The sequence below is a fragment of the Microbacterium meiriae genome (genome assembly GCF_032364335.1).
Lineage (GTDB): Bacteria > Actinomycetota > Actinomycetes > Actinomycetales > Microbacteriaceae > Microbacterium > Microbacterium meiriae.
Genome location: NZ_CP133984.1, coordinates 2,406,001 through 2,431,401, shown reverse-complemented (window position 1 = coordinate 2,431,401; position 25,401 = coordinate 2,406,001). Strand labels below are relative to the sequence as shown.

Below are 25,401 nucleotides of genomic sequence, written 5' to 3'. Positions count from 1 at the left end.
GGTCAGGAGCGCTCGTCCAGGAGGACCCGGACACCGGCCTCCAGCTCGGCGACGGCGGACGCCGCACCCTCCGCGGAGTCGGCTGCGGCGTCGATGTAGACCTTGAGCTTCGGCTCCGTTCCGCTCGGGCGCACGATGACCCGGGATCCGTCGGAGAGCCGGTACCGCAGCACGTCCCCGGAGGGCTGCCCCGGTGCGCTCTGCAGCAGGTCCTCGGTCGACGCGATCGAGCGTCCGCCGATCTGCGTGGGCGGAAGCGAGCGCAGCGACAGCATCACCGTGCCGATGAGCGACAGGTCAGCCACCCGCACCGACACCTGGGAGCTCGCGAAGTGACCGTACGTGTCGCCCACCTCGCGGACGAGGTCGGCGAGGGTCAGCCCGCGCTCCTGCGCCTCGGCGGCCAGCCCGAGCACGGCGACCGCGGCGGAGATGCCGTCCTTGTCGCGCACGGTCTCGGGGTTGACGAGGTAGCCCAGGGCCTCCTCGAAGCCGAAGACGATGCCGGGCGCCCGCGAGATCCACTTGAACCCGGTGAGCGTCTCGTGGAAGTCCAACCCGTGGTGGGCGGCGATGGCGCCGAGCCCGGGGGAGGAGACGAGCGAGCACGCGAGCGAGGCCCCGGGAGTTCCGGCCGCGGCACGCGCGGCGCGGGCGCCGAGCAGCAGTCCGACCTCGTTGCCGGTCAGACGTCGCCAGCCGTCCGCGGCGGTGTCGTCGGGGACGGCCACGGCGAGCCGGTCGGCGTCCGGATCGTTGGCGAGGATGAAGTCCGCCTTCGCCCTCCGGGCCGTGGCGAACGCCAGGTCCATGGCGCCCGGCTCCTCCGGGTTGGGGAAGGACACCGTGCGGAACGTCGCGTCCGGGTGGAGCTGCTCGTCGACCACGATCGGCCGCGGGTAGCCGGCAGCGTCGAGGATGCGCGCGAACGTCTCCCAGCCGACGCCGTGCATCGCGGTGTAGACCCAGCGCAGGCGGCGGCCTGCCGCGGGTGCGGGGGCGACGGCCGCGGTGGCGGCGACGTAGGCCTGGACGAGATCCTCGCCCGCGGTCTCGTAGGCCGTGGACCGCGGCAGGGTCCGCACGTCTCCGCCGTCCGCGACGCGCTGGATGTGGGCGGCGATCTCGGCGTCGGCGGGAGCCACGATCTGCGAACCGTGATCCGCGCCGCCGAGGTACACCTTGTAGCCGTTGTCGTCCGGCGGGTTGTGGCTCGCGGTCACCATCACGCCGGCGTCGGCGCCGAGGTGCCGCACCGCGAAGGCCAGCACGGGGGTGGGGAGCAGGCGGGGGAGCAGGATCGCGCGCAGGCCGGCACCGGCGAACAGCTCCGCGGAGTCCTGGGCGAACACCCGGGAGTTGCGGCGGCCGTCGTAGCCGATCACCACGGTCGGGGTCGCGCCCGCGGCCCGCTCGCGCAGATACGCCGCGAAGCCCGCCGCGGCCTGGGAGACGAGCACCCGGTTCATCCTGTTGCTTCCCGCCCCGAGCGCGCCGCGGAGCCCGGCCGTGCCGAACGCGAGACGACTGCCGAAGCGGTCGTCGAGCTCCGCCGTGGCGGCCTCATCCCCGGAGGCGGCGCGGGTGATGATGCCGGCCAGCTCGTCGCGGGTCTGCGGGTCGGGGTCCTGGCGCAGCCAGGCGCGGGCCTGGGCGAGCCGCTCCTCGCTCACAGGGCCTCGACCACCCGGGCCAGCAGGTCGGAGATCACCGGCTCCGCCTCGCGTCCGGCCTCGATGACCTCGGCGTGGCTGAGCGGGGTCTGCTGGATCCCGGCCGCGAGGTTCGTGATGAGCGAGAACCCGAGGATCTCCATGCCGGCCTCGCGCGCCGCGATCGCCTCGAGAGCGGTCGACATGCCGACGATGTGGCCGCCGATGTGCTTGGCCATCTGCACCTCGGCCGGGGTCTCGTAGTGCGGGCCGCGGAACTGCGTGTAGACGCCTTCGTCGAGGGTGGGGTCGACGGTACGGGCGATGTCGCGCAGGCGCTTCGCGTAGAGGTCGGTGAGATCGATGAACGTCGCGCCCTCCAGCGGGGAGTCGGCGGTGAGGTTGATGTGGTCGCTGATCAGCACGGGCTGGCCGGGCTTCCAGGTCTCCCTGATGCCGCCGGCGCCGTTGGTGAGCACCATGATCTTCGCGCCGGTGGCTGCGGCGGTGCGGACGCTGTGCACGACCCGGCGGACGCCGTGGTCCTCGTAGTAGTGCGTGCGGGCACCGATGACGAGGACGTTCTTCCCGCCGGGCGTGCGGATGCTGCGCAGCGTGCCGACGTGGCCCTCCAGAGCGGGCTTCGAGAACCCGGTGACCTCGGTGGCGGGGATCGTCGCCACGGTCTCGCCGATGAGGTCGGCGGCCTTGCCCCAGCCGCTGCCGAGCGTGAGGGCGATGTCGTGCTTCTCGACGCCGGTCAGCCGCGCGATGTCGGCGGCGGCTTCGGCTGCGACCTCGAACGGGTTCGCAGAGGGGTCGTCGAGGGGGTTGCTGTGGGTTTCAGGCATGGATCCACTCTAGGAAGTGGCAGGCTCCGGTGCCAGGATTGCGGAAGAATGGAGAGCATGTCTTCCACCACTTTCGAGCGCACTCAGCGCGTCGCCGTCCTCGGCGGCGGACCCGGCGGTTACGAGGCGGCCCTGGCGGCCGCCCAGCTCGGAGCGGAGGTCACCCTCGTCGAGCGCGTCGGTGTCGGCGGATCCGCCGTGCTCACCGACGTGGTGCCCTCGAAGAGCCTCATCGCGACGGCGGACGCCGCGGTCGCCATCTCCGAGGCCAGCGACCTCGGCGTGAACTTCTACGCCAAGGGCGAGAACGGCAAGCCCCTGAAGCCGGAGATCGCCATCAACCTCGCGGCGGTGAACAAGCGCCTCGTGGCGCTGGCCGGTCAGCAGTCCGAGGACATGCGCACCACCCTCCTCGACGCAGGCGTGCGCATCCTCTCCGGTCACGGCCGTCTGGAGGGTCCGAACGCCATCGTCGTCTCCACGGGCGAGCGGGGCACCGACTTCGACCGCGTCGAGGCCGACACCATCGTCGTCGCGGTCGGCGCCTCGCCGCGCGAACTCGACTCCGCCAAGCCCGACGGCAAGCGCATCCTCACGTGGACCCAGCTCTACGACATGAAGGCGCTGCCCGAGCACCTCATCGTCGTCGGCTCCGGCGTGACCGGTGCCGAGTTCGCCTCCGCCTACATGAACCTCGGTGCGAAGGTCACGCTCGTCTCCAGCCGCGAGCAGGTCCTCCCCGGCGAGGACCAGGATGCGGCGCGCGTGCTCGAGAAGGTGTTCAAGCGCGGCGGCATGCAGGTGCTGTCCAAGTCGCGTGCCGAGAAGGTCGAGGTCACCGGAGACGGCGTCACGGTGACCCTGTCCGACGGTCGCACTGTCGAGGGCAGCCACTGCCTCATGGCCGTCGGCTCCATCCCGAACACGGCCGGCATCGGCCTGGAGGAGGCCGGCGTCGAGCTCGACGACTCGGGCCATGTCCGGGTGAACCGCGTCGCGCGCACCTCGGTGCCGAACGTGTACGCGGTCGGGGACTGCACGAACTTCTTCCCCCTGGCCTCGGTGGCCTCGATGCAGGGTCGCACGGCGGTGTTCCACGCGCTGGGCGACATCGTCATCCCGCTCGAGCTCATCAAGATCACCTCCAACATCTTCACCGCGCCGGAGATCGCGACCGTCGGCTACGGCGTCAAGGACGTGGAGGACGGCCTCGCGGACGGCATGGTCTACAAGCTCCCGCTCGCCGCCAACCCGCGCGCGAAGATGATGGGCATCAAGGACGGCTTCGTCAAGCTCATCGCGCGCAAGGGCTCCGGCACCGTGATCGGCGGCGTGATCGTGGCACCGAAGGCCTCCGAACTCATCTACCCCATCGCGATCGCGGTCGAACGTCGCCTCACCGTCGACCAGGTCTCCCGGGTCTTCGCCGCGTACCCCTCGCTGTCGAGCAGCATCACCGACGCGAGCCGCGCGATGCACCTCGTGAACATCTCCTGACCCGAGACCCCGCGCAATCGCCGAGACCCCGGGCTGCAGACATCTGCAGCCCGGGGTCTCGGCGTGAAAGCGGGGTCTCGCGTGTCAGGAGATCGTGTCAGGAGATCGTGAGGAGCTGGTGGCCGGCGGACACCGTGGTGCCAGCGGCGGCGTCGATGCTGCCGACGACGCCGTCCTTGTGCGCCTGCAGCGGCTGCTCCATCTTCATCGCCTCGAGGACGACGACGAGGTCGCCCTTGACGACCTGCTGCCCTTCCTCGACGGCGACCTTGACGACCGTGGCCTGCATCGGCGACTTCACCGCGTCGCCGGAGGCCCCGGCGTTGGCGACCGTGGCGTGGCTGCGACGCGACGGTGGCACCGCCGCAGGGCGTCCCGCGGTGCCGGGGGCGACGGCGACACGATCGGGCAGGCTGACCTCGAGCCGCTTGCCGCCGACCTCGACGACCACGGTGTGCCGGGCGTTCGCGGGGGCCGGAGCCTCGAGCTCGCCGTCCCACGCGGGGATGTCGTTGTCGAACTCGGTCTCGATCCACCGCGTATAGACGCCGAACGTCCCGTCCTCGGCCGTGAAGGCGGGGTCGCGGACGACCTTGCGGTGGAAGGGGATGACAGTGGGAAGGCCTGCGACCTCGAACTCGTCGAGGGCCCGGCGCGAGCGCTCCAGGGCCTCGGCGCGGTCCTTGCCGGTGACGATGATCTTCGCGAGCAGCGAGTCGAACGCGCCGGAGACCGCGTCCCCGGCGGTGACACCGGAGTCGAGTCGGATGCCGGGGCCGCCGAAGGTCTTGAAGACGTGGATGGGGCCGGGCTGGGGGAGGAATCCACGACCAGGGTCCTCGCCGTTGATGCGGAACTCGATGGAGTGGCCCTGCGGCTGGGGGTCGTCGTAGTCGATCGTGCCGCCGGCGGCGATGCGGAACTGCTCGCGGACGAGGTCGATGCCGGTGACCTCCTCGGACACGGGGTGCTCGACCTGGAGGCGGGTGTTCACCTCGAGGAAGGAGACCGTGCCGTCGGCGCCGATGAGGAACTCGCACGTGCCCGCACCGACGTAGCCGACCTCCTTGAGGATGGCCTTGGACGCCGAGTAGAGCTTCTCGTTCTGCTCGGGCGTGAGGAACGGGGCGGGTGCCTCTTCGACGAGCTTCTGGTGTCGACGCTGCAGCGAGCAGTCGCGGGTCGAGATGATGACGACGTTGCCCTCGGCATCGGCGAGGCACTGGGTCTCGACGTGCCGGGGCTTGTCGAGGTACTTCTCCACGAAGCACTCGCCGCGGCCGAACGCGGCGACCGCCTCGCGCGTGGCGGACTCGAACAGCTCCTCGACCTCGTCGAGCTCACGGGCGACCTTGAGGCCGCGACCGCCGCCGCCGTAGGCCGCCTTGATCGCGATCGGCAGACCGTACTCCTGCGCGAAGGCGACGACCTCGTCGGCACCGGAGACCGGGCCGGGGGTGCCGGGCGCGAGGGGCGCGCCGACCTTCTCGGCCACGTGGCGGGCGGTGACCTTGTCGCCGAGCGCCTCGATGGCCTCCGGCGAGGGGCCGATCCAGATCATCCCGGCGTCGATCACGGCGCGCGCGAACTCGGCGTTCTCCGCGAGGAATCCGTAGCCCGGGTGCACGGCGTCGGCGCCGGCGCGGCGGGCGACGGAGAGGATCTTCTCGATCTGGAGATAGGTCTCGGCGCTGGTCGCGCCACCGAGCGCATACGCCTCGTCAGCGAGGCGCACGTGCAGCGCGTCCCGATCCTGGTCGGCGTAGACGGCGACCGAGGCGATCCCGGAGTCACGAGCGGCACGGACGATGCGGACGGCGATCTCGCCGCGGTTGGCGACGAGCACCTTCGCGATTTCAGGCATGGTTGTCAGCCTAGCGAGTAGCATCCCGATACTTTTGACGACTCTCGACAAGAAAGAGGGAAAAACGTGGAGGGGAGTCTACGACCACAGATCCGTCCACCGCACTCCGAGATCGGCAGCGAGACGGCGCACGGTGGAGAGTGACATCCCCACGACGGTGGAGGGATCGCCCTCGACCCGGGTGATGAAGGCGCCGCCGAGGCTGTCCACGGTGAAGGCTCCGGCGACGTGCAGCGGTTCCCCCGATGCCACGTACGCGGCGATCTCCTCATCGCTGATGTCCTCGGCGAACGTCACGGCGGCCTCCGCGACAGCGGTCGCCTCGACGGGCTCGGCGCCGGGGGAGACGCGGAACACGGAGTGCCCGGAGTGCAGCACGCCGGTGGCGCCGCGCATCTCCTGCCACCGGCGCGTGGCCTCCTCCGGCGTGTAGGGCTTGCCGTAGACCCGGTCCCCGAGCGCGAACATGGAGTCCCCGCCGATCACGATGCCGTCGAACACGCCCTCGGCGGCCAGCCGCTCGGCGACGGCGGCGGCCTTGGCGCGAGCGAGCAGCAGCACGAGGTCGGCGGGTGCGACGGGGCCCATGCGCTCCTCCGCGGCGGCGGCCAGGGCGTCCTCGTCCACCTCCGGCGACAGCGTGAGGGGTTCGATGCCGGCCTGACGCAGCAGCATGAGCCGGGCGGGGGATGTCGAGGCGAGGCAGACGCGCATGGAGACCACCGTATCCTCGAAGGATGACTTCCTCCGCAGCCGACGTGCTCGATCTCGACATCACCGGCATCGCCCACGGAGGCACCTTCATCGCCCGTCACGACGGTCGCGTGGTCTTCGTCTCCGATGCGATCCCGGGGGAGCGCGTCCGTGCCCGCCTGCTGGATCCGTCCGCCGGCGCCGGCGAGCCCGACACCCGCAGCTTCTGGCGCGCCGAGACGATCGAGGTCCTCGAGGCCTCTCCGCATCGGCGGCCGCATATCTGGCCGGAGGCGGACGTCGCGCACGACCCCGCCCAGCGGCCCGGGGGCGCCGACCTGGGGCACATCGACCTCGAGCAGCAGCGCGTGCTCAAGCGTCAGGTGCTGGCGGAGGCGTTCGACCGCTTCGCCGGACCCGGTCTCGAGGCGCCGGAGATCGAGGCCGTGGAGTCCGGGGATGGGACGGGGTGGCGCACGCGGGTGACCCTGCATGTGGACGACGAGGGACGGATCGGCCCCTTCGCGGCCCGCAGCCACCGCGTCGTCCCGGTGTCGACGCACCCGCTCGCCCGCCCCGCGATCGCCGAGCTCGCCCTGGACCTGCAGGGCGAGCAGGCCGGACGCATCGAGCTCGTGGAGCCCGCGGACGGCCGGGTGCGCATCCTCCGCCACCCCGAGGCCGAGCGGCGCTCACCGCGGGATCGTCGTCCTCGGCCGACACCCGAGGTCATGCAGGAACGCGTCGGTGACCGCACGTTCGACGTCGACGCCGGAGGGTTCTGGCAGGTGCACCCCCGTGCCGCCTCCGTCCTCGACGGTGCCGTGTACGGGCTGCTCGACGGGCATGTGGAGCCGGACGCGACGCACTACGACCTGTACGGCGGCGTCGGCCTCTTCGCGCGGACCCTCGCGGATCTCGGCGGCACCGATGTCGTCACGGTGGAGTCCAGCCGCCGGGCGACGCAGCACGCCGCCGCGAACCTCGCCCCGCTCGACGTGACGGCGGTCACGGCTCGCGTCGACCGCTTCCTGCAGCAGCCTCGACGCGGAGGCGTCACGGGAGCCGTCGTGCTCGATCCGCCGCGGTCGGGGGCCGGGCGGGCGGTCGTGGAGGGCGTGCATGCGCTGAGTCCGTCCGCGATCGCCTACGTCGCCTGCGACCCGGTGGCCCTCGCCCGCGACCTCGGCACCTTCCGCGGCCTGGGGTGGGAGGTCGGTGCCCTCCGCGGCTTCGATCTGTTCCCGCACTCGCATCACTTCGAGGTCGTCGCCCTGCTCACCCGGTGAGCGCATTCCCGACCCCGGGTCCGCGACTCACTAGGCTGTGGGCATGAGCACCGTCGCCCTCATCGACGACCACGAGTCCGTCCGCCTCGGCCTCGAGGCCGCGTGCGCCAGGGACGGGCAGACCGTCGTGTTCACCGGGAGCACGGTCGGCTCCTACCTCGTGTGGCGCTCGTCCACGGGCGCTCCGCCCGCAGACGTCGTCGTGCTCGACCTCACGCTGGGGGACGGGACGACGGTCACGGAGAACGTCGTGTCCCTCGTCGCCGACGGCGCCAGCGTGGTGATCCACAGCGTCGCCGACCGTCCGGCAGCCGTCCGCGAGGCGCTGGCGGCCGGCGCGGCCGGAGTCGTCAGCAAGTCCTCCGCCCTCGACGACGTGCTGGATGCGATCCGCACCGTGGCGCAGGGTGAGGCTCTGAACAACGTCGAATGGGCCAGCGCGGTCGACGGCGACCGCGCGTTCGCCGACGCCCAGCTGTCCACCCGGGAGCGGGAGGTGCTCCGCCTGTACGCGACCGGCCTGCCCCTGAAGGCCGTGGCCGAGCGCCTGGGCGTCGCGTACTCCACGGCGAAGGAGAACATCACCCGGATCCGGGTGAAGTACGTCGAGGTCGGTCGGCCGGCGCCCACCAAGGTCGATCTGCTGCGGCGCGCGATGGAGGACGGCATCGTGACGGCCGATGGGGCGCCGAGTGCCCGCTGAGCCGCTGAGCGTCCGCGACGCCTGGAGCAAGATCCCGTCTCCCGGCAGCGCGGAGAACGGCTTCGAGCGGTTCACCGGGAAGCGGATGGAGCGCATCCTCGCGATCGTCGTCGCCCTGGGCTCCGCCGTGCTCGGGGCGCAGGCGCTGATCGCGGCCGTGCACACGATGTCCCGCGCGGACGTGCCGCACATCGCGATGCTCATCGCCGTGTTCGTGCCGTTGGCGGCGATGCTCGTGGCCTGCCTGGTCGGACGCGGCGTGCGCCTGGCCGCGGGGGTCTTCGCCGTCGTGTACGTCCTCGCGCTCGCGGCATGGCCGGTCGTCGTCGATCCCACCGACAAGGTGGCGGGGGACCAGCCGTGGATCTTCTTCCTCGTGAACGTCGGGGTCGTGGCGGCGATGCTGGCCTTCCCCGTGCGGCTGCAGTTCGCGTGGGCGGTCGGGGTGCCGTTCGTCTACGGGTACGTGCGTCTGGTGCAGGGCGACTTCTCGCGGGAGTTCTGGGTGACCACGGCGTTCGACGTCTCCTTCACGCTCATCCTCGGCGTCGTGATCGTCTCGCTCGGCTGGATGTTCCGCTCGGTCGCCGCGGGCGTGGACGAGGCGCGGGGCACGGCGGTGGCGTCGTATGCGACGGCGGCGGCCGCCGCGGCGGCGGAGGAGGAGCGTGTGGCGATGTCGGCGCTCATGCACGACAGCGTGCTGGCCGCACTCATCGCCGCCGAACGCGCGGAGGGCGAGCGGGCGAGAGAGCTCGCCGTGGCGATGGCGCGGGAGGCGCTCACGCGGCTCGCGAACACGGAGGCGGCGGTCGCGGAGGAGGGCAGCGATGAGCCGGTGGGCGCCGCGCAGATCGTCGTGGAGCTGCGACGGGCCCTCTCCGAGCTCGGCGCGGACGCGATCGTGGAGGAGCGTGGCGGGAGCGGCCTCATCCCGGGGCGCGCAGCGAGGGCTCTCGTGCTCGCGGCGCGGCAGGCGATCGGCAACGCGGTCGCACACGCCCACGGGCGCGGCCTGCACATCCTCGTGGTCGGTCACGGCGACGAGGGCATCGCCGTGACGGTCTCCGACACCGGGAACGGGTTCGACGTCGACACGATCGGTCCGGATCGGCTCGGCATCCGCGCCTCCATCCTCGCCCGTATGGCCGGTGTCGCCGGCACCGCGCGGATCTCCTCCGACGAGGGCGGCACCGTCGTCACCCTGGGCTGGGAGCGCTCATGAACCGGACCGTGCGGAGTGTCGCGACCTCGCTCGCCGTCGGGTTCGCGCTGTACTTCGTCGCCCGCGGGATCTGGTGGATCGAGCAGCCGACGGCACCGCTGCTCATGGTCCTCGCGATCGCCGCGTACCTCGTCGTGGTGAACATCGCGATCCTCGGCAGCCCGGCCACGGTCCGGATGCCGCTGTGGTCGGCGCTCCTCGCGCTGGCCGTGAGCGCGGTGATCCCCGCGCTCGTGACCCTCTCGCTGGAACCGGACGATCGCACGGCGCCGTTCGCCACCTGGTACATCGGCGCTCTCGGGCTGCTCGGCGTGGTGTGCGTGGTCCGGCGCCGGCCCTGGGTGGGCTGGACGACGCTCGCCGTGCTCGTCGTCTCCGCGTCGCTCGCGCTGGGCATGGGCGTGGCGATGAACCTCGGCGTGGTGGGCTCGATCATGTGGGTGGCGGTCGCCCAGCTGCTGGTGATGTTCTGGGATCGCGCCGTCAGCGACACGGAGCGCCTGTCCGAGATCCAGCAGGCCGTGTCGGCCTGGCATGCGACGCAGCGCGTCCGCCAGCGCGAGCGTCGGCTGCGGACGCAGTTCGCCCTCGCGGTCGCCGGCCCGATCCTCAGCAGGGTGGTGGCCTCACGCGGGCTGCTCGACGACGACGAGCGCCTGGAAGCCCGGCTCGCTGAGGGACGTCTGCGCGACGAGCTGCGCGGCGCGGACCTGTTGAACGACGACGTCCGCAATGCGATCGACGCCGCGCGCCGCCACGGTGCCTCGGTGACCGTGTTCGACGAGGGTGGGCTCGACGGCGTGGACGAGGGGCGGCGCATGGAGATCCGGGACGAACTCGCGGCGGTCCTGCGCAGCGCGGGTACCGGCCGGATCATCATCCGCTCCGCACGGGATCCGCTCGTCGCGGTGACCGTCGTCGGCCGCGCGGGCCTGCGGGCCTCGGACGACGACTCCGTGGACCTGTGGCACGAGATCGCCAGACAGCGGCGTGAGACCGCCTCCGACGCACGGAAGTGAGAGTGGGCGAGGGGCGGCGAATCCGCCTGCCCCTCGCCGTGCGGACAGTTACCCGAAAACCGTCCGCTGGTGGCCGGTCAGCGTCTGTCTACCCTGGGACAGAGAGACCAGCCGAACGCGAAGCGTCCCCTTCAGTCTGCGGGGTCGTGCAACGGTTGTCTGTAGGTATTTTGGGGGACAAAACACGACGACCCGATTCAGCCGGCGAAGCGTCCCCAGGGGATGTCGCGACGCAGCGGTCGGCGCAGCGGGCGCTGCGTGCGCGTCCACGCCGACACCCGCGGCTCCTCGACCGTCGCCTCCGCCTGCTCGGTCTCGTAGGCGTCGCCGAGCACCGCGATGAGGGCCGCGAGTTCCTCCTCCGTGGCGGCGCCGCGCGTGATCTCCAGAAGGAGCGGCGCGGGGGCCGTCCCGTCGACGGCGGATTCCTGCGCGCTCACAGCGGGATGTTCCCGTGCTTCTTCGGCGGCAGCTCTGCGCGCTTGCCGCGGAGCGCGCGCAGCGCCTTCGCGATCGCGACGCGTGTGTTCGCCGGTTCGATGATGCCGTCGAGCTCGCCGCGCTCGGCCGCGAGGAAGGGCGAGGCGACGTTGTAGGTGTACTCGTTGGCCAGACGCGTGCGGACCGCCGCCACGTCCTCGCCGGCTTCCTCCGCCTTGCGGATCTCGCCGCGATAGAGGATGTTGACGGCGCCCTGGCCGCCCATCACGGCGATCTCCGCGGTGGGCCAGGCGAGGTTCACGTCGGCGCCGAGCTGCTTCGACCCCATGACGATGTACGCGCCGCCGTACGCCTTGCGCAGGATCACCGTCACGAGCGGCACGGTGGCCTCCGCGTACGCGTAGAGGAGCTTGGCGCCGCGGCGGATGACGCCTGTCCACTCCTGGTCGGTGCCTGGCAGGTATCCCGGCACGTCGACGAGGGTCACGATCGGCAGCGAGAATGCGTCGCAGAACCGCACGAACCGGCTCGCCTTCTCGCCGGCCTCGATGTTGAGCGTGCCCGCCATCTGGGACGGCTGGTTGGCGATGATGCCGACCGAGCGGCCCTCGATGCGGCCGAAGCCGATGACGATGTTGGGAGCGAACAGCGGCTGCACCTCGAGGAAGTCGCCGTCGTCGACGACATGCTCGATCACCGTGTGGATGTCGTACGGCTGGTTCGGGGAATCCGGGATGAGCGTGTTGAGCGTGCGGTCGGCGTCGGTCGTCTCGAACTCGAACGCGCTCTCGTAGGACGGCAGCTCCGCCATGTTGTTGTCCGGCAGGAATCCGAGGAGCGTGCGGGCATAGTCGATCGCGTCGTCCTCGTCCTCCGCGAGGTAGTGGGCGACACCGGAGCGCGTGTTGTGCGTGTAGGCGCCGCCGAGCTCTTCCATGCCGACGTCCTCGCCGGTGACCGTCTTGATCACGTCGGGCCCGGTGACGAACATCTGGCTGGTCTTGTCGACCATGATGACGAAGTCGGTGAGGGCGGGCGAGTAGACGGCGCCGCCGGCGGCCGGGCCCATGATGATCGAGATCTGCGGGATCACGCCGGAGGCGCGGGTGTTCAGACGGAAGATCTCGCCGTACTTGCCGAGCGCGACCACACCCTCCTGGATGCGCGCCCCGCCGGAGTCGAGGATGCCGATGCAGGGCATGCCGCCGGCCAGGGCGAACTCCATGACCTTGACGATCTTCTCGCCGGCGACCTCGCCGAGCGACCCGCCGAAGGTCGAGAAGTCCTGCGAGTACACCGCCACGGTGCGGCCGTGGATGGTGCCGACGCCGGTGACGACGGAGTCGCCGTAGGGGCGCGAGCGGTCCATCCCGAACGCGGTGGTGCGGTGGCGCACGTACTCGTCGAACTCGACGAAGCTGCCGGGGTCGACGAGGAGTTCGATGCGCTCGCGGGCGGTCATCTTGCCCTTCGCGTGCTGCTTCTCCTTCGCCTTCGCCTCGGCGTCGACGACGGCCTCGGTGTAGCGAGCGCGCAGGTCCGCGATCTTGCCGGCGGTGGTAAAGGGGTCGGGCTTGTCCGTCACGGATTCCACCCTAGCGTCGGGTCCGCGCCGTCTGTTGGATGATCGGCACAACGGGCCGGCGGATCCTTTGGCGAGGTGCGCGACCCCTCACGTCCCGGTCGCGTCGGAACCCGGGCGCGGCGGCAGATCGTGGTCGCCGTCGCTATCGCCCGCCTCGATCTCGTCCGCCGCATGCTCACGCCGGCGTCCGGCGATCTCACCCACCCGATGACCGACCCACCCCGCTCCGCGCGCCACGGTGCCGGCGGCTCCCGCGACGGCGGTGCCGGCGTAGCGCGCCCCCCGGAGCATCCGCAGCTCCACCTTCTCGGCGCCGGGCACGGGCTCCAGCTCGGCGGGGAGGGTGAGCGGCGCGGCGCCGAACGCGCGGTGGGACGTGGTGAGCACCCGGCGGCCGAGGATGTGGTTGCCCGCCCCGCCGATGGCCGCGCCGATCCCGAAGGGCATCGCCTTGCCGATGAACGAGGCACCGCCCCTGGCCGCGAACTGCTTCACGAACATCCCCTTGAGCTGGTCCACCAGGGGTCCCACCGCGGCGCGGGGCAGCGACTTCGTCACCATCTCGCCCCAGTACGCCGAGCGGCTGCCCCCGCGCCCCGCCACCTGCCGGGCGAGCTGGCCGACGAGGTCGACGCCCTCCTTGCCGAGCATGAGCGTCATGACGAGAGCGCGTGCGCGGTCGGGGTTGCCGACCGCGATGCCGTGCACCTCGGCCACCGACTGCGCGAAGAGGGCCGTGGACTCCACGAATCCCACGGTCTCGACGCCGGAGAGCGCGAGCGTGATCCCGGTGCCGATGCCGGGCACGACGGCGGTCGCCCCCACCGCGGCCCCACCCGTCGTGACGGCCGCGAGGTAGCGCCGCTCCAGGATCCGGATGATCTCGTCGGGCGTCGCGTGGGGGTTGCGGAGCCGGATGCTGCGGATGTGGGCGAGCACCAGCGGCCGCTGGATCGACAGGACCCGATCGAGCCCGCGCACCATCATGGGGTGCTCGGGGGAGCCGACCGGGGGTACGGCCTTGTCCCACGGGGCGTCGTCCGGCAGGGAGTGGATCTTGTGCACCTTGGGGGCCATGCGCCGATCCTATGGAGCCCGTCCGCGAAAACACCGAGAGCCCCGGTCCGTGGCGGAACGGGGCTCTCGGAGGGGAGCGTCACACGAAGAGGTTCGCGCGCTCCAGGTCCTCTGCGAAGTCGACCTCGACCGCGTACAGGTCGGAGACGTCCATCGGCTCGAGCAGCAGGCCGTCCTCGGCGATCGCCAGCTCGAGGCCGCGCTCGAAGTAGTCCTGGTCCTCGACGCGCTGCAGCTGGCGCATGAACGCCTTCTTGAAGCCCGACGAGATGTAGTTGATGCCGACGGCCTCGCCCAGGCCGCCCTTGACCGACTTGGACAGCTCCTTGATGAAGCCCTCCGCGGTGACGGTGTACTTCACCTCTTCATCGCTGACCTTGGCGGTGTTGACGGTGACGAACGACTGGTCGCGCTCGATGTATGCGGCGGCGCGGCCGAGGATCATCGGGTCGAAGACGACATCGCCGTTCATCCACAGCACGCCGCTCTTGCCGGTGGCGCCCAGGGCGCGCAGCAGGCTCTTCGACGTGTTCGTCTCGTCGTAGCGCTCGTTGTGGACGTAGTTCACCGAGGGGAAGGCCTCGATGATGGTCTCGGCGCGGTAGCCCACCACCGTGGTGATGCGTGCGTCGGAGCCGAAAGCGGCGCGGATGTTGTCGTGCTGCTGGCCCATGATCGTGCGGCCGTCGTTGAGCTCGGTGAGCGGCTTGGGCAGCGCGCGGCCGAGGCGAGAGCCCATGCCGGCTGCGAGGATGACGGTCTGAAGACTCACGAATACTCCTAAGGAAGTTGTGTTCACGGTCGGTTCACCGACCAGACACTTCGTCGTGCCGGGGATCATGCTAGCGATTCCCCCTGAGAACCCCGGGGCCAGGCGGGCCCCGTTGCCATTTCGTGATCGAGTACACACGCAACGCACAGGGACGACAACCCCCTTGCGGAAAGCGCCGGGGAGGGATCCGGTTGCGGAATGTCGCGTGGGGCCTTGGCTCTCAGCCACCCGTTGATACCGTAGGACGGTGACTTCCTCCCCTGATGACCCCACCCCCCAGGCAGAGGGAGCCGAGACTCCGACCGAGGCCTCCGCGCCCGCTCGGAAACCGGCCGCCAAGAGACCTGCCGCGTCCACCGCCGCGAAGAAGTCGACCTCGGCCTCGGCCAAGGCGCAGACGGCCGCAGCGGACAAGCCGGCTGCGAAGAAGCCCGCGGCCGCGAAGAGCACCGCGGCGAAGTCTGCTGCGGCGAAGACCACGGCTGCGAAGAGCACCGCGGCGAAGTCTGCTGCGGCGAAGACCACGGCCGCGAAGACCGCGGCTCCGAAGTCGGCAGCTGCGAAGACGACGGCCGCCACACCCTCCGCCGCGAAGACCACGGCCGCGAAGTCCACCGCGGCGAAGTCCTCCACTTCGACGAGGACTGCCGCGGCGAAGAAGCCGACCGCCGCGCGGACGGCGAGGCCCGCACCGACCAAGGCGGCAGCCGAGAAGGCCGCGCCCACGGCTGAGGTCGTGGTCGAGCCCACCCCCGCGGCGAGTGTCGATCCCGCGACCGCTCCAGCAGGCGCTCGCACGGCGTCCGCCGCCCGCGCGGCTGCCGCGAAGAACACGGCTGCACGCTCGACCGGCTCGAAGCGTCCGGCCGCGACGTCGACGAAGGCGGCGAGCACATCGGCGGCCAAGACGGCTGCGGCCAAGGCCGCCGCGGCGAAGACCGCTGCCGCGAAGGCCTCGGCGGCCAAGACGACGGCCAAGACCACCGCCGCCAAGACCGCTGCGGCGAAGGCAGCCGCGGCGAAGGCGGCCGCGGCGAAGGCCGCCGAAGACGAGGCAGCGAAGGCCGCCGAAGACGAGGCCGTGAAGGCCGAGGCCGCGGAGGCCCAGGCGGCTGAGGTCGGGACCGTCGAGTCCGCAGCCGCAGAGGTGAGCACGGCCGAGACGCAGCCGGAGGAGTCCGGCGCGGTGCAGGCGCAGACCGTGGCCGCAGAGACCGTCGAGACGGACGAGGCCGGCACCTCGTCCGTCGAGACGGCGACACCGGCCCGAGACACCGCCGAGGAAGCGACGCCGGTCGAGGAGCCTGCTGCGGCGGAGTCCGTGGTGGAGGTGTCGGACACCGCGCTGCCGGTGACCAAGGAGCCCGCGCCCGATGACCGGCGCGTCGCGGAGGTGGAGACCGTCGAGGTCGTCGAAGCGGTGATCGCCGAGGAGCCCCCGACCGAGGCCGATGACTCGGCGGCAGCCGAGCCCGCCACCGAGGCGATCCGCATCCGCGGTCTCGTGAAGCAGTTCGGCGAGAACCGCGCGGTCGACGGCATCGACCTCACCGTGCCCGCGGCCTCCTTCTACGGCATCGTCGGCCCCAACGGCGCCGGCAAGACCACGACCCTCTCGATCGTCGCGGGTCTCCTGCGCGCGGACGAGGGCAGCGTCCTCATCTGCGGCATCGACCAGGCGGCCGAGCCCCTGGCGGCGAAGCGCGTCATGGGCGTCCTGCCCGACCGGCTGCGCACCTTCGACCGGCTCACCGGCCGACAGCTGCTGTATTACTACGGGCTGCTGCGTGGGCTCTCCGCCGACGTCATCGAGAAGCGCACCGGCGACCTCGCCAGGGCCTTCGACCTCGGCGACGCCCTGAATCGGGTCGTGTCGGACTATTCCGCGGGCATGACGAAGAAGATCATGCTCGCCGGCGCGATGATCCACTCTCCGCGCGTCCTCGTTCTCGACGAACCGTTCGAATCCGTCGATCCGGTCTCCTCCGCCGTGATCCTCGACATCCTCCGCGCCTACGTCTCGCACGGCGGCACGGTGATCCTGTCGAGCCACGGGATGGATCTCGTCGAGCGCGTGTGCTCCCGGGTGGCCATCATCGTCAACGGTGAGGTGCTGGCCGAGGGCACGATCGACGAGGTGCGCGCGGGACAGACGCTCGAATCGCGCTTCGTGGAGCTCGCAGGTTCCAGCGGAGAGGTGGAGGGGCTCGAGTGGCTGCACACGTTCTCCGACTGAGGTTCGCGCTTCTCCTGGGCGCCCTGCGCGGGGAACACCGGGCGCGCACCCTGCTCTCCTTCGGCGCGGTCGTCGCGGTCACCGTGGTGGTCTGCGTGGCGGTCTTCAGCCTCGGCGACGCGCCGGTGCCGGTCTCCCAGGCCGTGACGGTGCTCGGTGGCGCTGCCCTTCTGCTCGGCTTCCTCGTGGGGCCGCTGCTCGTGGGAGCCGTCGATCAGCTCGACCCGCGGCGCTTCGCGGTGTTCGGCGTCGACGAGCGGAAGATGCCAGGGGTGCTGGCGCTCGCGTCGCTGGTCAGCGTGCCGAGTCTCGCGCTCCTCGCGGTCTACATCAGCGTGACGGTCGTCGCGATCCGCGCCGGCGCGCCGTGGGTGCCGGCCGTCCTCCTGGCGGTGATCGGGCTGCTGTCGACCATCCTCCTCTCCCGGGTCGGGATGGCGCTCAATGCGCTCCTGCTCCCGGAGCGTCGTTCCCGGGAACTCACCGCGCTGTTCGCCCTGGCCCTGATCGTCATCGCGTTCCCGGTCGCCGTGTTCCTCGGCTCCCTCCGCTGGGACGGTGAGGTGCCGGCGTCACTGGCGACCCTGACCTCGGTGATCGGCTTCACCCCGCTCGCCGCCTCGCCGGCGGCGATGTTCGCGGCGGCCGAAGGCGAGACGGCTGCGGCGTGGGGAAGCGGACTGGTGGCTGCCGTCACCCTCGCGCTGCTGTGGTTCGCCTGGACCTGGTTCGTACGGCGCCTGCTGACGACGACCGAGCGTCCGGTGGCGGCGCGCGAGCGCAGCGGACTCGGCTGGTTCGGCCTGCTGCCCTCCAACGCCTTCGGCGCCATCGCGTCGCGAAGCCTCGTGTACTGGCTGCGCGACCGCCGGTACATCATGAACATCATCGTCGTGCCCGTGGCGGGCGTGCTGACGGTGTTCCCGCTGATCGTCGCGGGCGTGCCGGTCGAGATCGCCGCCCTCGTCCCCGTGCCCGTCATGGCCCTCTTCTTCGGATGGCTGCCCCACAACGACGTCGCCTACGACTCGACGGCCCTCTGGACGCACGTCGCGAGCGGTGTCCGCGGGGTTCCGGACCGTCTCGGACGCCTGGTGCCGGTGCTCCTGGTCGCCGTGCCGGTGCTGGCGATCGCCGTACCGCTCTCGCTCCTGCTGGCCGGGCGCTGGAGTCTTCTCCTCCCGCTCGTCGGCCTCGGTGCGAGCCTGCTGTTCTCCGCCCTCGGCATCTCCAGCGTGGTGTCGGTGGTGGCGCCGTACGCGGTCTCCCGTCCGGGGGACAGCCCGTTCCAGCAGCCGCAGCGCCCGACCTCCCGAGGGATCTACGGCCCGGCGGCGGCGTTCCTCGGTGCGATCGTCCTGAGCGTGCCCACCATCTGGCTGTTCGGTGCGAGCATCGTCGCCGATCCGGGCTTCGCGCCGGCGGCTTTCTGGGTCGGCATCGCCACCGGCATCGTCGCCTTCATCGGAGGAGCCGTGATCGGCGGACGCATCTTCGAGCACAGCGGCGAACGTCTGATGGAGTTCGTCGAGACCGCGTGAGACCGCCCCGCCGAGGCGGAGACGCGGCTAGAATCGCGGGATGAGTACTCCGCTGGACAGCCCCGATCAGGGCGGCGTGGCAACGCTTGATCGCGAACTGGAAGAGCTCCTCCGCGAGGAGAACATCGAACCGGGCGACCACGAGCGCTTCTCGCACTACGTCAAGAAGGACAAGATCCTCGAGTCGGCGATCACAGGCAAGCCCGTCCGCGCGCTCTGCGGCAAGAAGTGGACGCCGGGCCGTGATCCGGAGAAGTTCCCGATCTGCCCGACGTGCAAGGAGATCTACGAGTCGATGGTCGGCTGACCGCCGTCGCTCGGCCCCGCTTCAGTCCGCCTCGACGTAGACCGTCGGGATCGCCGGATCGGACTTGCTGAGTGCCAACGCACGCACCGGCAGCTCTTCACGGACACGCAGGTGATGCGCGCGGGCGGCTGCCGTCCCTGCGGCGCCCTCGAAGGCGGTCTCGATCTCTCCGCCCTCGACGAGGGTGACCTGGAGCGGTCGGCCGTCCGGGTGCTCGGCAGGCGTGTCCAGCGCCTCGAACCCGTCCGAGACGACGACCGTCTCCGCCGCGGCGACCCCGTCGCTGAGCGTACGGAACGCCGCCTTGCGGCCACCGAACGACGCCTTGTCCGCGGACGCCTTGGCGACCCCGACCCACGAGCCGTCGGCGTCCTGCCGGGCGACGAGCTTGTAGACCATGCTCGCCGTGGGGTATCCGGAACCGGTCACGACGGAGGTGCCGACGCCGTACGCGTCCACGGGGGAGGCCGCCAGCGCGGCGATCGCGTACTCGTCGAGGTCGCTCGTGACCGTGATGCGGGTCTCGGTGGCGCCGAGCTCGTCCAGTTGCGCTCGGACCTCGGCGGCGACGGTCGGCAGGTCACCGGAGTCGATGCGGACGCCGCCGAGCCCGGTCCCGGCCACCCGGATCGCCGTCTCGACGCCGGTGCGGATGTCGTAGGTGTCGACGAGGAGCGTCGTGTCCACGCCCATGCTCTCGACTTGAGCACGGAAGGCGTCCTCCTCGCTGTCGTGCAGCAGCGTCCACGAGTGCGCAGCGGTGCCCATGGTCGGGATTCCCCAGGCGCGGCCGGCCTCGAGGTTGCTCGTGGCGCTGAACCCGGCGATGTACGCCGCCCGTGCTGCGGCGACAGCGGAGCGCTCGGCTGCCCGCCGGGAGCCCATCTCGGCGAGAGGACGCTCGCCGGCGGCGATGCTCATGCGGGCCGCGGCCGTGGCGACCGCGGAGTCGTGGTTGAGGACGCTCAGGGCGAGCGTCTCCAGGACGACGGCGTCCGCGAACGATCCCTCGACCGTGAGGATGGGCGACCCGGGGAAGTAGAGCTCGCCCTCGCGGTAACCCCGGATCGTGCCGGTGAAGCGATAGCGCTCGAGGGAGGCGAGGGTGTCGGCGTCGACGACCCGCTCGTCGCGGAGGAAGCGCAGCTCGTCGTCGCCGAAACGGAAGTCGCGCAGCAGGCCGAGCAGTCGTCCGGTTCCGGCGACGACGCCGAAGCGGCGTCCGCCGGACAGGCGTCGGGAGAAGAGCTCGAAGACACTCGGGCGGGAGGCGGTGCCGTCCCGGAGCGAGGCGGCGAGCATCGTGAGCTCGTAACGGTCGGTGAGCAGCGCCGTCGACGTGGTCATGCGCTCAGCTTAGTGAGGCCGTGATGCACGAGGCGGCGCGCACGCGGGTAGGCTGGGGAGTCATGAACGACGCGCCCATCGGGATCTTCGACTCCGGTGTCGGCGGGCTCACGGTGGCCAGGGCCATCCGCGCCCAGCTGCCCCGCGAATCGTTCGTCTACATCGGTGACACCGCCCACTCGCCGTACGGCCCCAAGCCCATCGCCGACGTCCGGCGCTATGCGCTCGAGGTGCTCGACACCCTGGTCGACCAGGGCGTGAAGATGCTGGTCATCGCCTGCAACACGGCGTCGGCGGCGATGCTGCGCGACGCACGCGAGCGCTACGACGTGCCGGTGGTCGAGGTGATCGGCCCCGCCGTGCGCCGCGCGGTGTCGACCACGAGGAACGGCCGTGTCGGTGTGATCGGCACGGTCGGCACGATCGGTTCGCGGGCCTACCAGGACATGCTCGAGGTGAACGAGCGCCTGCAGGTGTTCACCGCCGCGTGCCCCCGGTTCGTCGAGTTCGTCGAGGCCGGTGTCACCGGCACCCCCGAGGTGCTGGCCGTCGCCGAGGAGTACCTCGCGCCACTGCGCGAGGCCGACGTGGACACGCTCGTCCTCGGGTGCACGCACTATCCGTTCCTCCGCGGCGCCATCAGCTACGTCATGGGGGAGGGCGTGACACTGGTCTCCAGCGACGACGAGACCGCGGGCGACGTCTACCGCCAGCTCGTCCGCGGCGATCTGCTGGCGCCGGCCGATGCCACCGCCACCTACGTCTACGAGGCCACGGGCGACTCCGCCGACGACTTCACGGCGCTCGCCAACCGCCTCATGGGCCGCGAGGTGCGCGACGTGCAGCTCGTCCAGACCGGCGTCATCACGCTTCCCGATTCCGCCCTCGACGCGCGCTGAGCCCGTCGCTCCATCCCCGACCGAGAGAAGCTCATGACCGACATCGTCCGCGCCGACGGCCGTTCCACCTCGCAGCTGCGCGAGATCACCATCGAGCGCGGCTGGAGCGCGCAGGCCGAGGGGTCGGCCCTCATCAGCTTCGGCGGCACGAAGGTGCTGTGCACCGCCTCGTTCACGAACGGCGTGCCCCGGTGGCTCACCGGCAAGGGCAAGGGCTGGGTCACGGCCGAGTATGCGATGCTCCCGCGAGCGACGAACAGCCGCAACGACCGGGAGAGCGTGAAGGGCCGCATCGGCGGTCGGACGCACGAGATCTCCCGACTCATCGGCCGCGCGCTGCGCGCCGTCGTCGACACCAAGGCGCTCGGCGAGAACACCATCGTCATCGACTGCGACGTGCTCCAGGCCGACGGTGGCACCCGCACCGCGGCGATCACCGGCGCCTATGTCGCCCTGGCCGACGCGATCGAGTGGGGCCGGGAGAAGAAGTTCATCGGCAAGAACTCGACGCCGCTGCTCGACTCCGTCTCCGCGGTGTCCGTCGGCATCGTGGACGGGGAGCCGATGCTCGACCTCGCCTACGTCGAGGATGTCCGCGCCGAGACCGACATGAACGTCGTCGTGACCGGCCGCGGCCTGTTCGTCGAGGTGCAGGGCACGGCCGAGGGGGCCCCGTTCGACAAGCGTGAGCTCGACGCGCTCCTCGACCTCGGCGTCGCCGGCTGCGCGGACCTGAAGGACCGGCAGCTCGCCGCGCTGGCAGGAGCCTGAGCATGCGCGTCGTCCTCGCGACCCACAACCCGCACAAGGTGGCGGAGTTCCAGCAGATCGTGCAGCAGACACGGCCCGACCTGGAGGTCGTCGGCTACGACGGCCCCGAGCCGGTCGAGGACGGCGTGACGTTCGCTGAGAACGCGCTCCTCAAGGCGCGAGCGGCCGCCGCACACACCGGCCTCGCGGCGCTCGCCGACGACTCCGGCATCTGCGTGGACGTGCTGGGCGGGTCGCCCGGAGTGTTCTCGGCGTACTGGGCCGGTCAGAAGAAGGACGCCGCGGCGAACCTGGAGCTGCTGCTCGATCAGCTGCGCGACATCGCCGACCCTCATCGCTCCGCGCACTTCACCTCGACCATCGCGCTCGTCCTCCCGGACGGTCGCGAGCACGTCGTGGAGGGGATCTGGCCAGGACGCCTCGCCCACGAAGCCTCCGGAGCCGGGGGCTTCGGCTACGACCCGGTCTTCATCCCGGACGGTCAGCCGGCCGGCGCGGAGCGCACCGTGGGGGAGTTCACGGCGGAGGAGAAGCAGGCGCAGTCGCATCGCGCCCGCGCCTTCACGGCGCTCGTGCCGCTGCTCGTCGCGCTCTGATCGTCGAAGAGAAGAACCCCTGCTGACGGTGAGAATCGTTACTGTTCCCGACTAGCCAGGAACGGCCTCCCTGCACCCGTCGCCGGGCTAGCCTGGGGGCATGCACGATCACGCGCCCGCGCCCGGCGGTCTCCGTTCGGCGAGCAGCCGCCGCCTGCTCGCGATCTCCCTGACCCTCACGGCCACCGTGATGATCGTGCAGGTCGTCGGCGCCCTCCTCACCGGCTCGCTGGCGCTGCTCGCGGACGCTGCGCACATGTTCACGGACGCCTCGGCGCTCGTGATCGCACTGATCGCCGCGACCGTGGCGGCGCGCCCCGCGGACGACCGCCGGACGTTCGGCTATCAGCGGGCCGAGGTCTTCGGCGCGCTCATCAACGCGGTCATCCTCATCGCCCTCGCCACGGTCGTCGCCGTGCAGGGCGTGCAGCGGCTGCTGAACCCCTCCGAGGTCGAGGTCGCGGGCGGGCTGATGCTCGTCGTCGCCGTCGTTGGCCTCGTCGCGAACGCGGTGTCGATGTGGCTGCTCAGCCGGGCCCAGCGGACGAACCTCAACGTGCGCGGCGCCTACCTCGAGGTGATGGGTGACTTGCTCGGCTCGCTGATGGTCATCATCGCCGCCGGTGTGATCCTCGTGACGGGCTGGATGCCGGCCGACGCCCTCGCCTCGCTGTTCATCGCGGCGATGATCATCCCCCGGGCATTCGTCCTGCTCAAGGAGGTGTTCTCCGTCCTCGCCGAATCGGCGCCGAAGGGCATGGCCGTCGGGGAGATCCGCACCCACCTGCTCGGCTATGACGGCGTCGTCGGGGTCCACGATGTGCACGTGTGGCAGCTCACCCGCGGAGCCCCCGTCTTCACCGCGCACGTCAGCGTGCGCCCGGACCTGCTGGCGGACGGCCGCTCGGCGGCGCTGCTGTCGGAGATGCAGGCGTGCCTCGCGGATCACTTCGATGTCGCGCACTCCACGTTCCAGATCGAACCGGCCGAGCAGAGCGACTGCGAACCGCACCACGCCTGAGGGAGCCGCTCACGCCTCGACGGTGATCTCGTCGACGGTCTTGTCCGGGCGCAGACCTCGCCAGCGGGCGTGCCGGAGGATGCCGTCCGGCGTCCAGTTCGCGAACTCCACCTCGCCCACGAGTTCGGGGCGCACCCACAGGGCGTCCGAGGCGTCCGGGCGGGGGACGCCGTCGAGCGGTGCGCCTGGCACCCGCAGCGGCTCCATGCGGGCCAGGAGGTCGCGGAGGATGCGGTCCGTGAAGCCGGTGCCCACCCGGCCGATGTAGCGGAGGTCGCCACCCTCCGGGATCGCGAGGAGGAGAGAGCCGAGAGTGCCCTCGCGCTCGCCCTTCCCCGGGCGGATGCCGACGATCACCACCTCCTGCATGCGGGTGTTCTTGAGCTTGAGCCAGGACGGGGAGCGCTGGCCGGCACGGTACCGGGAGGCGGGATCCTTCACGACGACGCCTTCCAGCCCGAACTCCTCGCTGGCGGCCAGCGCCGCGTCCACGTCGTCGAAGACGGGAGGGACCTGGATGGGCGCGTCGACCCCCGCCACGATGTCGCCGAGCAGAGTGCGGCGCTCGCGGAGCGGCATCCCGGTGAGATCGTGGCCGTCGAGACGGAGCAGGTCGAACAGCATGTACACGACCGGTGTGCGCACCACCTCGCGCTCGATCTCCCGGGGTCGGGTGAGGTGCATGCGGTTCTGCAGCAGGGAGAAGCTCGGCCGGGCGGCGCTGTCGAAGGCGACGATCTCCCCGTCGACGATCGCCTCGTCGACCGGGAGGAACGGGGCACCGTCGGCCGTCAGCTCGGGATAGCGCGCGGTGATGTCGGTGCCGCGACGGGCGTGCAGCGACATGTGCCCGTCGCGCCAGGTGCCGATCGCACGGATGCCGTCCCACTTCACCTCCACCCACGACGGCGAGCTGAGGCTTCGGGCGATCGCGGGGGTGCCGTTCTCGGCGAGCATCGGCGCGAGGGACGGGAGAGTGGTCCCGGTGGGGGACGCCGTCTGCTCGGCGAGCGGCCGGCCGCGACGGGCGGGGGAGGGCGCCGCCGCCCGGATCGCGGGAGCTCGAGCCGGTGTCGCGGCGTGCGCGTTCGCCGGCAGAGCAGGAGTGTCGGGGCGGAGGGACGAGAGCGGATCGAATCCGGCGGCGGCGCGCGCGAGCACCTCGTCCAGCTCCAGGTGAGCGAGGTCCGGGTCGTCGAGCTCCTCCCAGGTGCGCGGCGCCGCGACGCCGGGGCGGGCGCGCCCCCGCAGGGAGTACGGGGAGATCGTCGTCTTCTTGCCGTTGTTCTGGCTCCAGTCGAGGAACACCTTGCCCCCGCGCACGGCCTTTGACATGACGCTCGTGGCGAGGTCCGGGTGCTCGTTCTCGATGATGCGCGCCAGCTCTTTGACCACGGCGGAGACCTCGTCGCTGGTCTGCTCGCCGGGCAGGGCCGCGTAGAGGTGGATGCCCTTGCTGCCGCTGGTCACGGGCAGAGGGTCGAGCCCCATCCCGGTGAGGAGCGTCCGAGCGATCCGGGCGACCTCGGCGCACTGCGCGAGGTCGGCGCCGGGTCCGGGGTCGAGATCGAGCACGAGACGGTCGGGACGGCCGGGAAGCCCCTCCGGGGTGAACCGCCACTGCGGCACGTGCAGCTCGATCGCCGCGACCTGCGCGAGCCAGACGAGCGTGGGCACGTCCTCCACCAGTGGGTACGCCTTGGGGCCGTCGGAGTGCTGGATGTCCTGTCGGGGGATCCAGTCCGGGGCGCCGGGCTCGAGCTGCTTCGTGAAGAAGGAGTCCTCGGGAGCGGCGGCGGTGCCGACCCCCTCGACCCAGCGCTTGCGGGTGACCGGGCGGCCGTCGAGGAGCGGGAGGAGGAGCGGAGCGATGGTGGTGTAGTAGGCGATGACCTCGCCCTTGGTCGTGCCCGTCTCCGGGTAGACGACCTTGTCGAGGTTGGTCACCCGCAGCCGTCGGCCATCGACCTGCACGACCTGCGCCTCTCCCACCATGGAGCCAGCGTAGTCAAGGG

General features: G+C 71.2%; 22 protein-coding genes. 12 read left to right on the top strand and 10 right to left on the bottom strand.

All coding sequences use genetic code 11. The features are described 5' to 3' along the window. Positions 1-2: 2 nt before the first annotated feature. Positions 3-1,673 (bottom strand): phospho-sugar mutase, encoded by a 1,671-nt coding sequence (locus RI211_RS11725; RefSeq protein ID WP_315637979.1) that lies wholly within the window; start codon positions 1,671-1,673, stop codon positions 3-5. Continuing rightward, entirely contained in the window at positions 1,670-2,503 is an 834-nt protein-coding gene (locus tag RI211_RS11720; RefSeq protein WP_315637980.1) for a purine-nucleoside phosphorylase, read from the bottom strand. The genes RI211_RS11725 and RI211_RS11720 overlap by 4 nt, the downstream gene beginning before the upstream one ends. A gap of 48 nt (positions 2,504-2,551) precedes the next feature. Between RI211_RS11720 and RI211_RS11715 the strand changes: the two genes are divergently transcribed. Continuing rightward, complete coding sequence (locus RI211_RS11715; protein ID WP_025105680.1) at positions 2,552-4,000, top strand: NAD(P)H-quinone dehydrogenase; 1,449 nt, start codon at positions 2,552-2,554, stop codon at positions 3,998-4,000. Positions 4,001-4,097: 97 nt separating this feature from the next. On the opposite strand, the gene RI211_RS11710 is transcribed toward RI211_RS11715, so the two are convergent. Next, positions 4,098-5,864 (bottom strand): ATP-binding protein, encoded by a 1,767-nt coding sequence (locus RI211_RS11710; protein ID WP_315637981.1) that lies wholly within the window; start codon positions 5,862-5,864, stop codon positions 4,098-4,100. Between the two features lie 78 nt (positions 5,865-5,942). Further along, positions 5,943-6,578, bottom strand: coding sequence for a Maf family protein (locus tag RI211_RS11705; RefSeq protein WP_268776835.1), 636 nt, complete (start codon positions 6,576-6,578; stop codon positions 5,943-5,945). A 23-nt stretch (positions 6,579-6,601) separates the two neighbouring features. Between RI211_RS11705 and RI211_RS11700 the strand changes: the two genes are divergently transcribed. From RI211_RS11700 to RI211_RS11685, 4 genes are read left to right on the top strand one after another with little or no spacing between them, the layout of a single operon-like run. Continuing rightward, the gene (locus RI211_RS11700) at positions 6,602-7,846 is read left to right on the top strand and encodes a class I SAM-dependent RNA methyltransferase (RefSeq protein ID WP_315637982.1); all 1,245 of its coding nucleotides are present in this window, start codon (positions 6,602-6,604) and stop codon (positions 7,844-7,846) included. Positions 7,847-7,889: 43 nt separating this feature from the next. Next, a complete protein-coding gene (locus tag RI211_RS11695) occupies positions 7,890-8,549 on the top strand; it encodes a response regulator transcription factor (protein ID WP_071329676.1) in 660 nt (219 codons plus the stop codon). After that, on the top strand, positions 8,539-9,774 hold the full coding sequence (locus tag RI211_RS11690) for a sensor histidine kinase (RefSeq protein WP_187661923.1): 1,236 nt from the start codon (positions 8,539-8,541) through the stop codon (positions 9,772-9,774). The genes RI211_RS11695 and RI211_RS11690 overlap by 11 nt, the downstream gene beginning before the upstream one ends. Next, entirely contained in the window at positions 9,771-10,793 is a 1,023-nt protein-coding gene (locus RI211_RS11685) for a hypothetical protein (RefSeq protein WP_268776837.1), read from the top strand. Before RI211_RS11690 ends, RI211_RS11685 begins: the two co-directional genes overlap by 4 nt. A 197-nt stretch (positions 10,794-10,990) precedes the next feature. Here RI211_RS11685 and RI211_RS11680 read toward each other — a convergent pair whose 3' ends face one another. From RI211_RS11680 to RI211_RS11665, 4 genes are all read right to left on the bottom strand, one after another. Then, on the bottom strand, positions 10,991-11,233 hold the full coding sequence (locus tag RI211_RS11680) for an acyl-CoA carboxylase subunit epsilon (protein ID WP_187661921.1): 243 nt from the start codon (positions 11,231-11,233) through the stop codon (positions 10,991-10,993). Next, a complete protein-coding gene (locus tag RI211_RS11675; protein ID WP_370428473.1) occupies positions 11,230-12,819 on the bottom strand; it encodes an acyl-CoA carboxylase subunit beta in 1,590 nt (529 codons plus the stop codon). The genes RI211_RS11680 and RI211_RS11675 overlap by 4 nt, the downstream gene beginning before the upstream one ends. Positions 12,820-12,906: 87 nt before the next feature. Next, complete coding sequence (locus RI211_RS11670; RefSeq protein ID WP_315637983.1) at positions 12,907-13,896, bottom strand: hypothetical protein; 990 nt, start codon at positions 13,894-13,896, stop codon at positions 12,907-12,909. Between the two features lie 79 nt (positions 13,897-13,975). After that, complete coding sequence (locus RI211_RS11665; protein WP_315637984.1) at positions 13,976-14,668, bottom strand: phosphocholine cytidylyltransferase family protein; 693 nt, start codon at positions 14,666-14,668, stop codon at positions 13,976-13,978. 247 nt (positions 14,669-14,915) lie between these two features. Here RI211_RS11665 and RI211_RS11660 point away from each other — a divergent pair, with 247 nt between their 5' ends. The 3 genes from RI211_RS11660 to RI211_RS11650 are packed head-to-tail and all read left to right on the top strand — an operon-like array spanning position 14,916 to position 18,752. Then, on the top strand, positions 14,916-16,904 hold the full coding sequence (locus tag RI211_RS11660; RefSeq protein ID WP_315637985.1) for an ABC transporter ATP-binding protein: 1,989 nt from the start codon (positions 14,916-14,918) through the stop codon (positions 16,902-16,904). Next, entirely contained in the window at positions 16,880-18,445 is a 1,566-nt protein-coding gene (locus RI211_RS11655; protein WP_187661918.1) for a phosphatidylglycerol lysyltransferase domain-containing protein, read from the top strand. Before RI211_RS11660 ends, RI211_RS11655 begins: the two co-directional genes overlap by 25 nt. 40 nt (positions 18,446-18,485) lie before the next feature. Continuing rightward, the gene (locus RI211_RS11650; protein ID WP_060923586.1) at positions 18,486-18,752 is read left to right on the top strand and encodes a DUF3039 domain-containing protein; all 267 of its coding nucleotides are present in this window, start codon (positions 18,486-18,488) and stop codon (positions 18,750-18,752) included. A gap of 21 nt (positions 18,753-18,773) precedes the next feature. On the opposite strand, the gene RI211_RS11645 is transcribed toward RI211_RS11650, so the two are convergent. Then, the gene (locus RI211_RS11645) at positions 18,774-20,099 is read right to left on the bottom strand and encodes a nicotinate phosphoribosyltransferase (RefSeq protein WP_315637986.1); all 1,326 of its coding nucleotides are present in this window, start codon (positions 20,097-20,099) and stop codon (positions 18,774-18,776) included. A gap of 62 nt (positions 20,100-20,161) precedes the next feature. Here RI211_RS11645 and murI point away from each other — a divergent pair, with 62 nt between their 5' ends. The 4 genes from murI (at position 20,162) to RI211_RS11625 (ending at position 23,386) form a co-directional block, all read left to right on the top strand. Next, positions 20,162-20,998 carry a glutamate racemase gene (murI, locus tag RI211_RS11640; protein WP_187661916.1) on the top strand — a complete coding sequence of 279 codons (837 nt, stop codon included), beginning with the start codon at positions 20,162-20,164 and terminating at the stop codon, positions 20,996-20,998. Between the two features lie 33 nt (positions 20,999-21,031). After that, the gene (rph, locus tag RI211_RS11635) at positions 21,032-21,769 is read left to right on the top strand and encodes a ribonuclease PH (RefSeq protein WP_259954222.1); all 738 of its coding nucleotides are present in this window, start codon (positions 21,032-21,034) and stop codon (positions 21,767-21,769) included. 2 nt (positions 21,770-21,771) lie between these two features. Beyond that, positions 21,772-22,365 (top strand): RdgB/HAM1 family non-canonical purine NTP pyrophosphatase, encoded by a 594-nt coding sequence (gene rdgB, locus RI211_RS11630; RefSeq protein ID WP_315637987.1) that lies wholly within the window; start codon positions 21,772-21,774, stop codon positions 22,363-22,365. Between the two features lie 100 nt (positions 22,366-22,465). Continuing rightward, entirely contained in the window at positions 22,466-23,386 is a 921-nt protein-coding gene (locus tag RI211_RS11625) for a cation diffusion facilitator family transporter (RefSeq protein ID WP_025105315.1), read from the top strand. Positions 23,387-23,395: 9 nt separating this feature from the next. Here RI211_RS11625 and ligD read toward each other — a convergent pair whose 3' ends face one another. After that, positions 23,396-25,381: a non-homologous end-joining DNA ligase gene (ligD, locus tag RI211_RS11620; RefSeq protein ID WP_315637988.1), complete on the bottom strand. Its 1,986-nt coding sequence runs from the start codon at positions 25,379-25,381 to the stop codon at positions 23,396-23,398. Between the last annotated feature and the right edge of the window lie 20 nt (positions 25,382-25,401).

Coding starts and splice junctions, on each gene's coding strand:
- RI211_RS11720 (WP_315637980.1), bottom strand. CDS start 2,503: ATGCCTGAAACCCACAGCAACCCCCTCGACGACCCCTCTGCGAACCCG.
- RI211_RS11650 (WP_060923586.1), top strand. CDS start 18,486: ATGAGTACTCCGCTGGACAGCCCCGATCAGGGCGGCGTGGCAACGCTT.
- ligD (WP_315637988.1), bottom strand. CDS start 25,381: ATGGTGGGAGAGGCGCAGGTCGTGCAGGTCGATGGCCGACGGCTGCGG.
- RI211_RS11645 (WP_315637986.1), bottom strand. CDS start 20,099: ATGACCACGTCGACGGCGCTGCTCACCGACCGTTACGAGCTCACGATG.
- murI (WP_187661916.1), top strand. CDS start 20,162: ATGAACGACGCGCCCATCGGGATCTTCGACTCCGGTGTCGGCGGGCTC.
- RI211_RS11710 (WP_315637981.1), bottom strand. CDS start 5,864: ATGCCTGAAATCGCGAAGGTGCTCGTCGCCAACCGCGGCGAGATCGCC.
- RI211_RS11715 (WP_025105680.1), top strand. CDS start 2,552: ATGGAGAGCATGTCTTCCACCACTTTCGAGCGCACTCAGCGCGTCGCC.
- rdgB (WP_315637987.1), top strand. CDS start 21,772: ATGCGCGTCGTCCTCGCGACCCACAACCCGCACAAGGTGGCGGAGTTC.
- RI211_RS11670 (WP_315637983.1), bottom strand. CDS start 13,896: ATGGCCCCCAAGGTGCACAAGATCCACTCCCTGCCGGACGACGCCCCG.
- RI211_RS11700 (WP_315637982.1), top strand. CDS start 6,602: ATGACTTCCTCCGCAGCCGACGTGCTCGATCTCGACATCACCGGCATC.
- RI211_RS11625 (WP_025105315.1), top strand. CDS start 22,466: ATGCACGATCACGCGCCCGCGCCCGGCGGTCTCCGTTCGGCGAGCAGC.
- RI211_RS11695 (WP_071329676.1), top strand. CDS start 7,890: ATGAGCACCGTCGCCCTCATCGACGACCACGAGTCCGTCCGCCTCGGC.
- rph (WP_259954222.1), top strand. CDS start 21,032: ATGACCGACATCGTCCGCGCCGACGGCCGTTCCACCTCGCAGCTGCGC.
- RI211_RS11685 (WP_268776837.1), top strand. CDS start 9,771: ATGAACCGGACCGTGCGGAGTGTCGCGACCTCGCTCGCCGTCGGGTTC.
- RI211_RS11705 (WP_268776835.1), bottom strand. CDS start 6,578: ATGCGCGTCTGCCTCGCCTCGACATCCCCCGCCCGGCTCATGCTGCTG.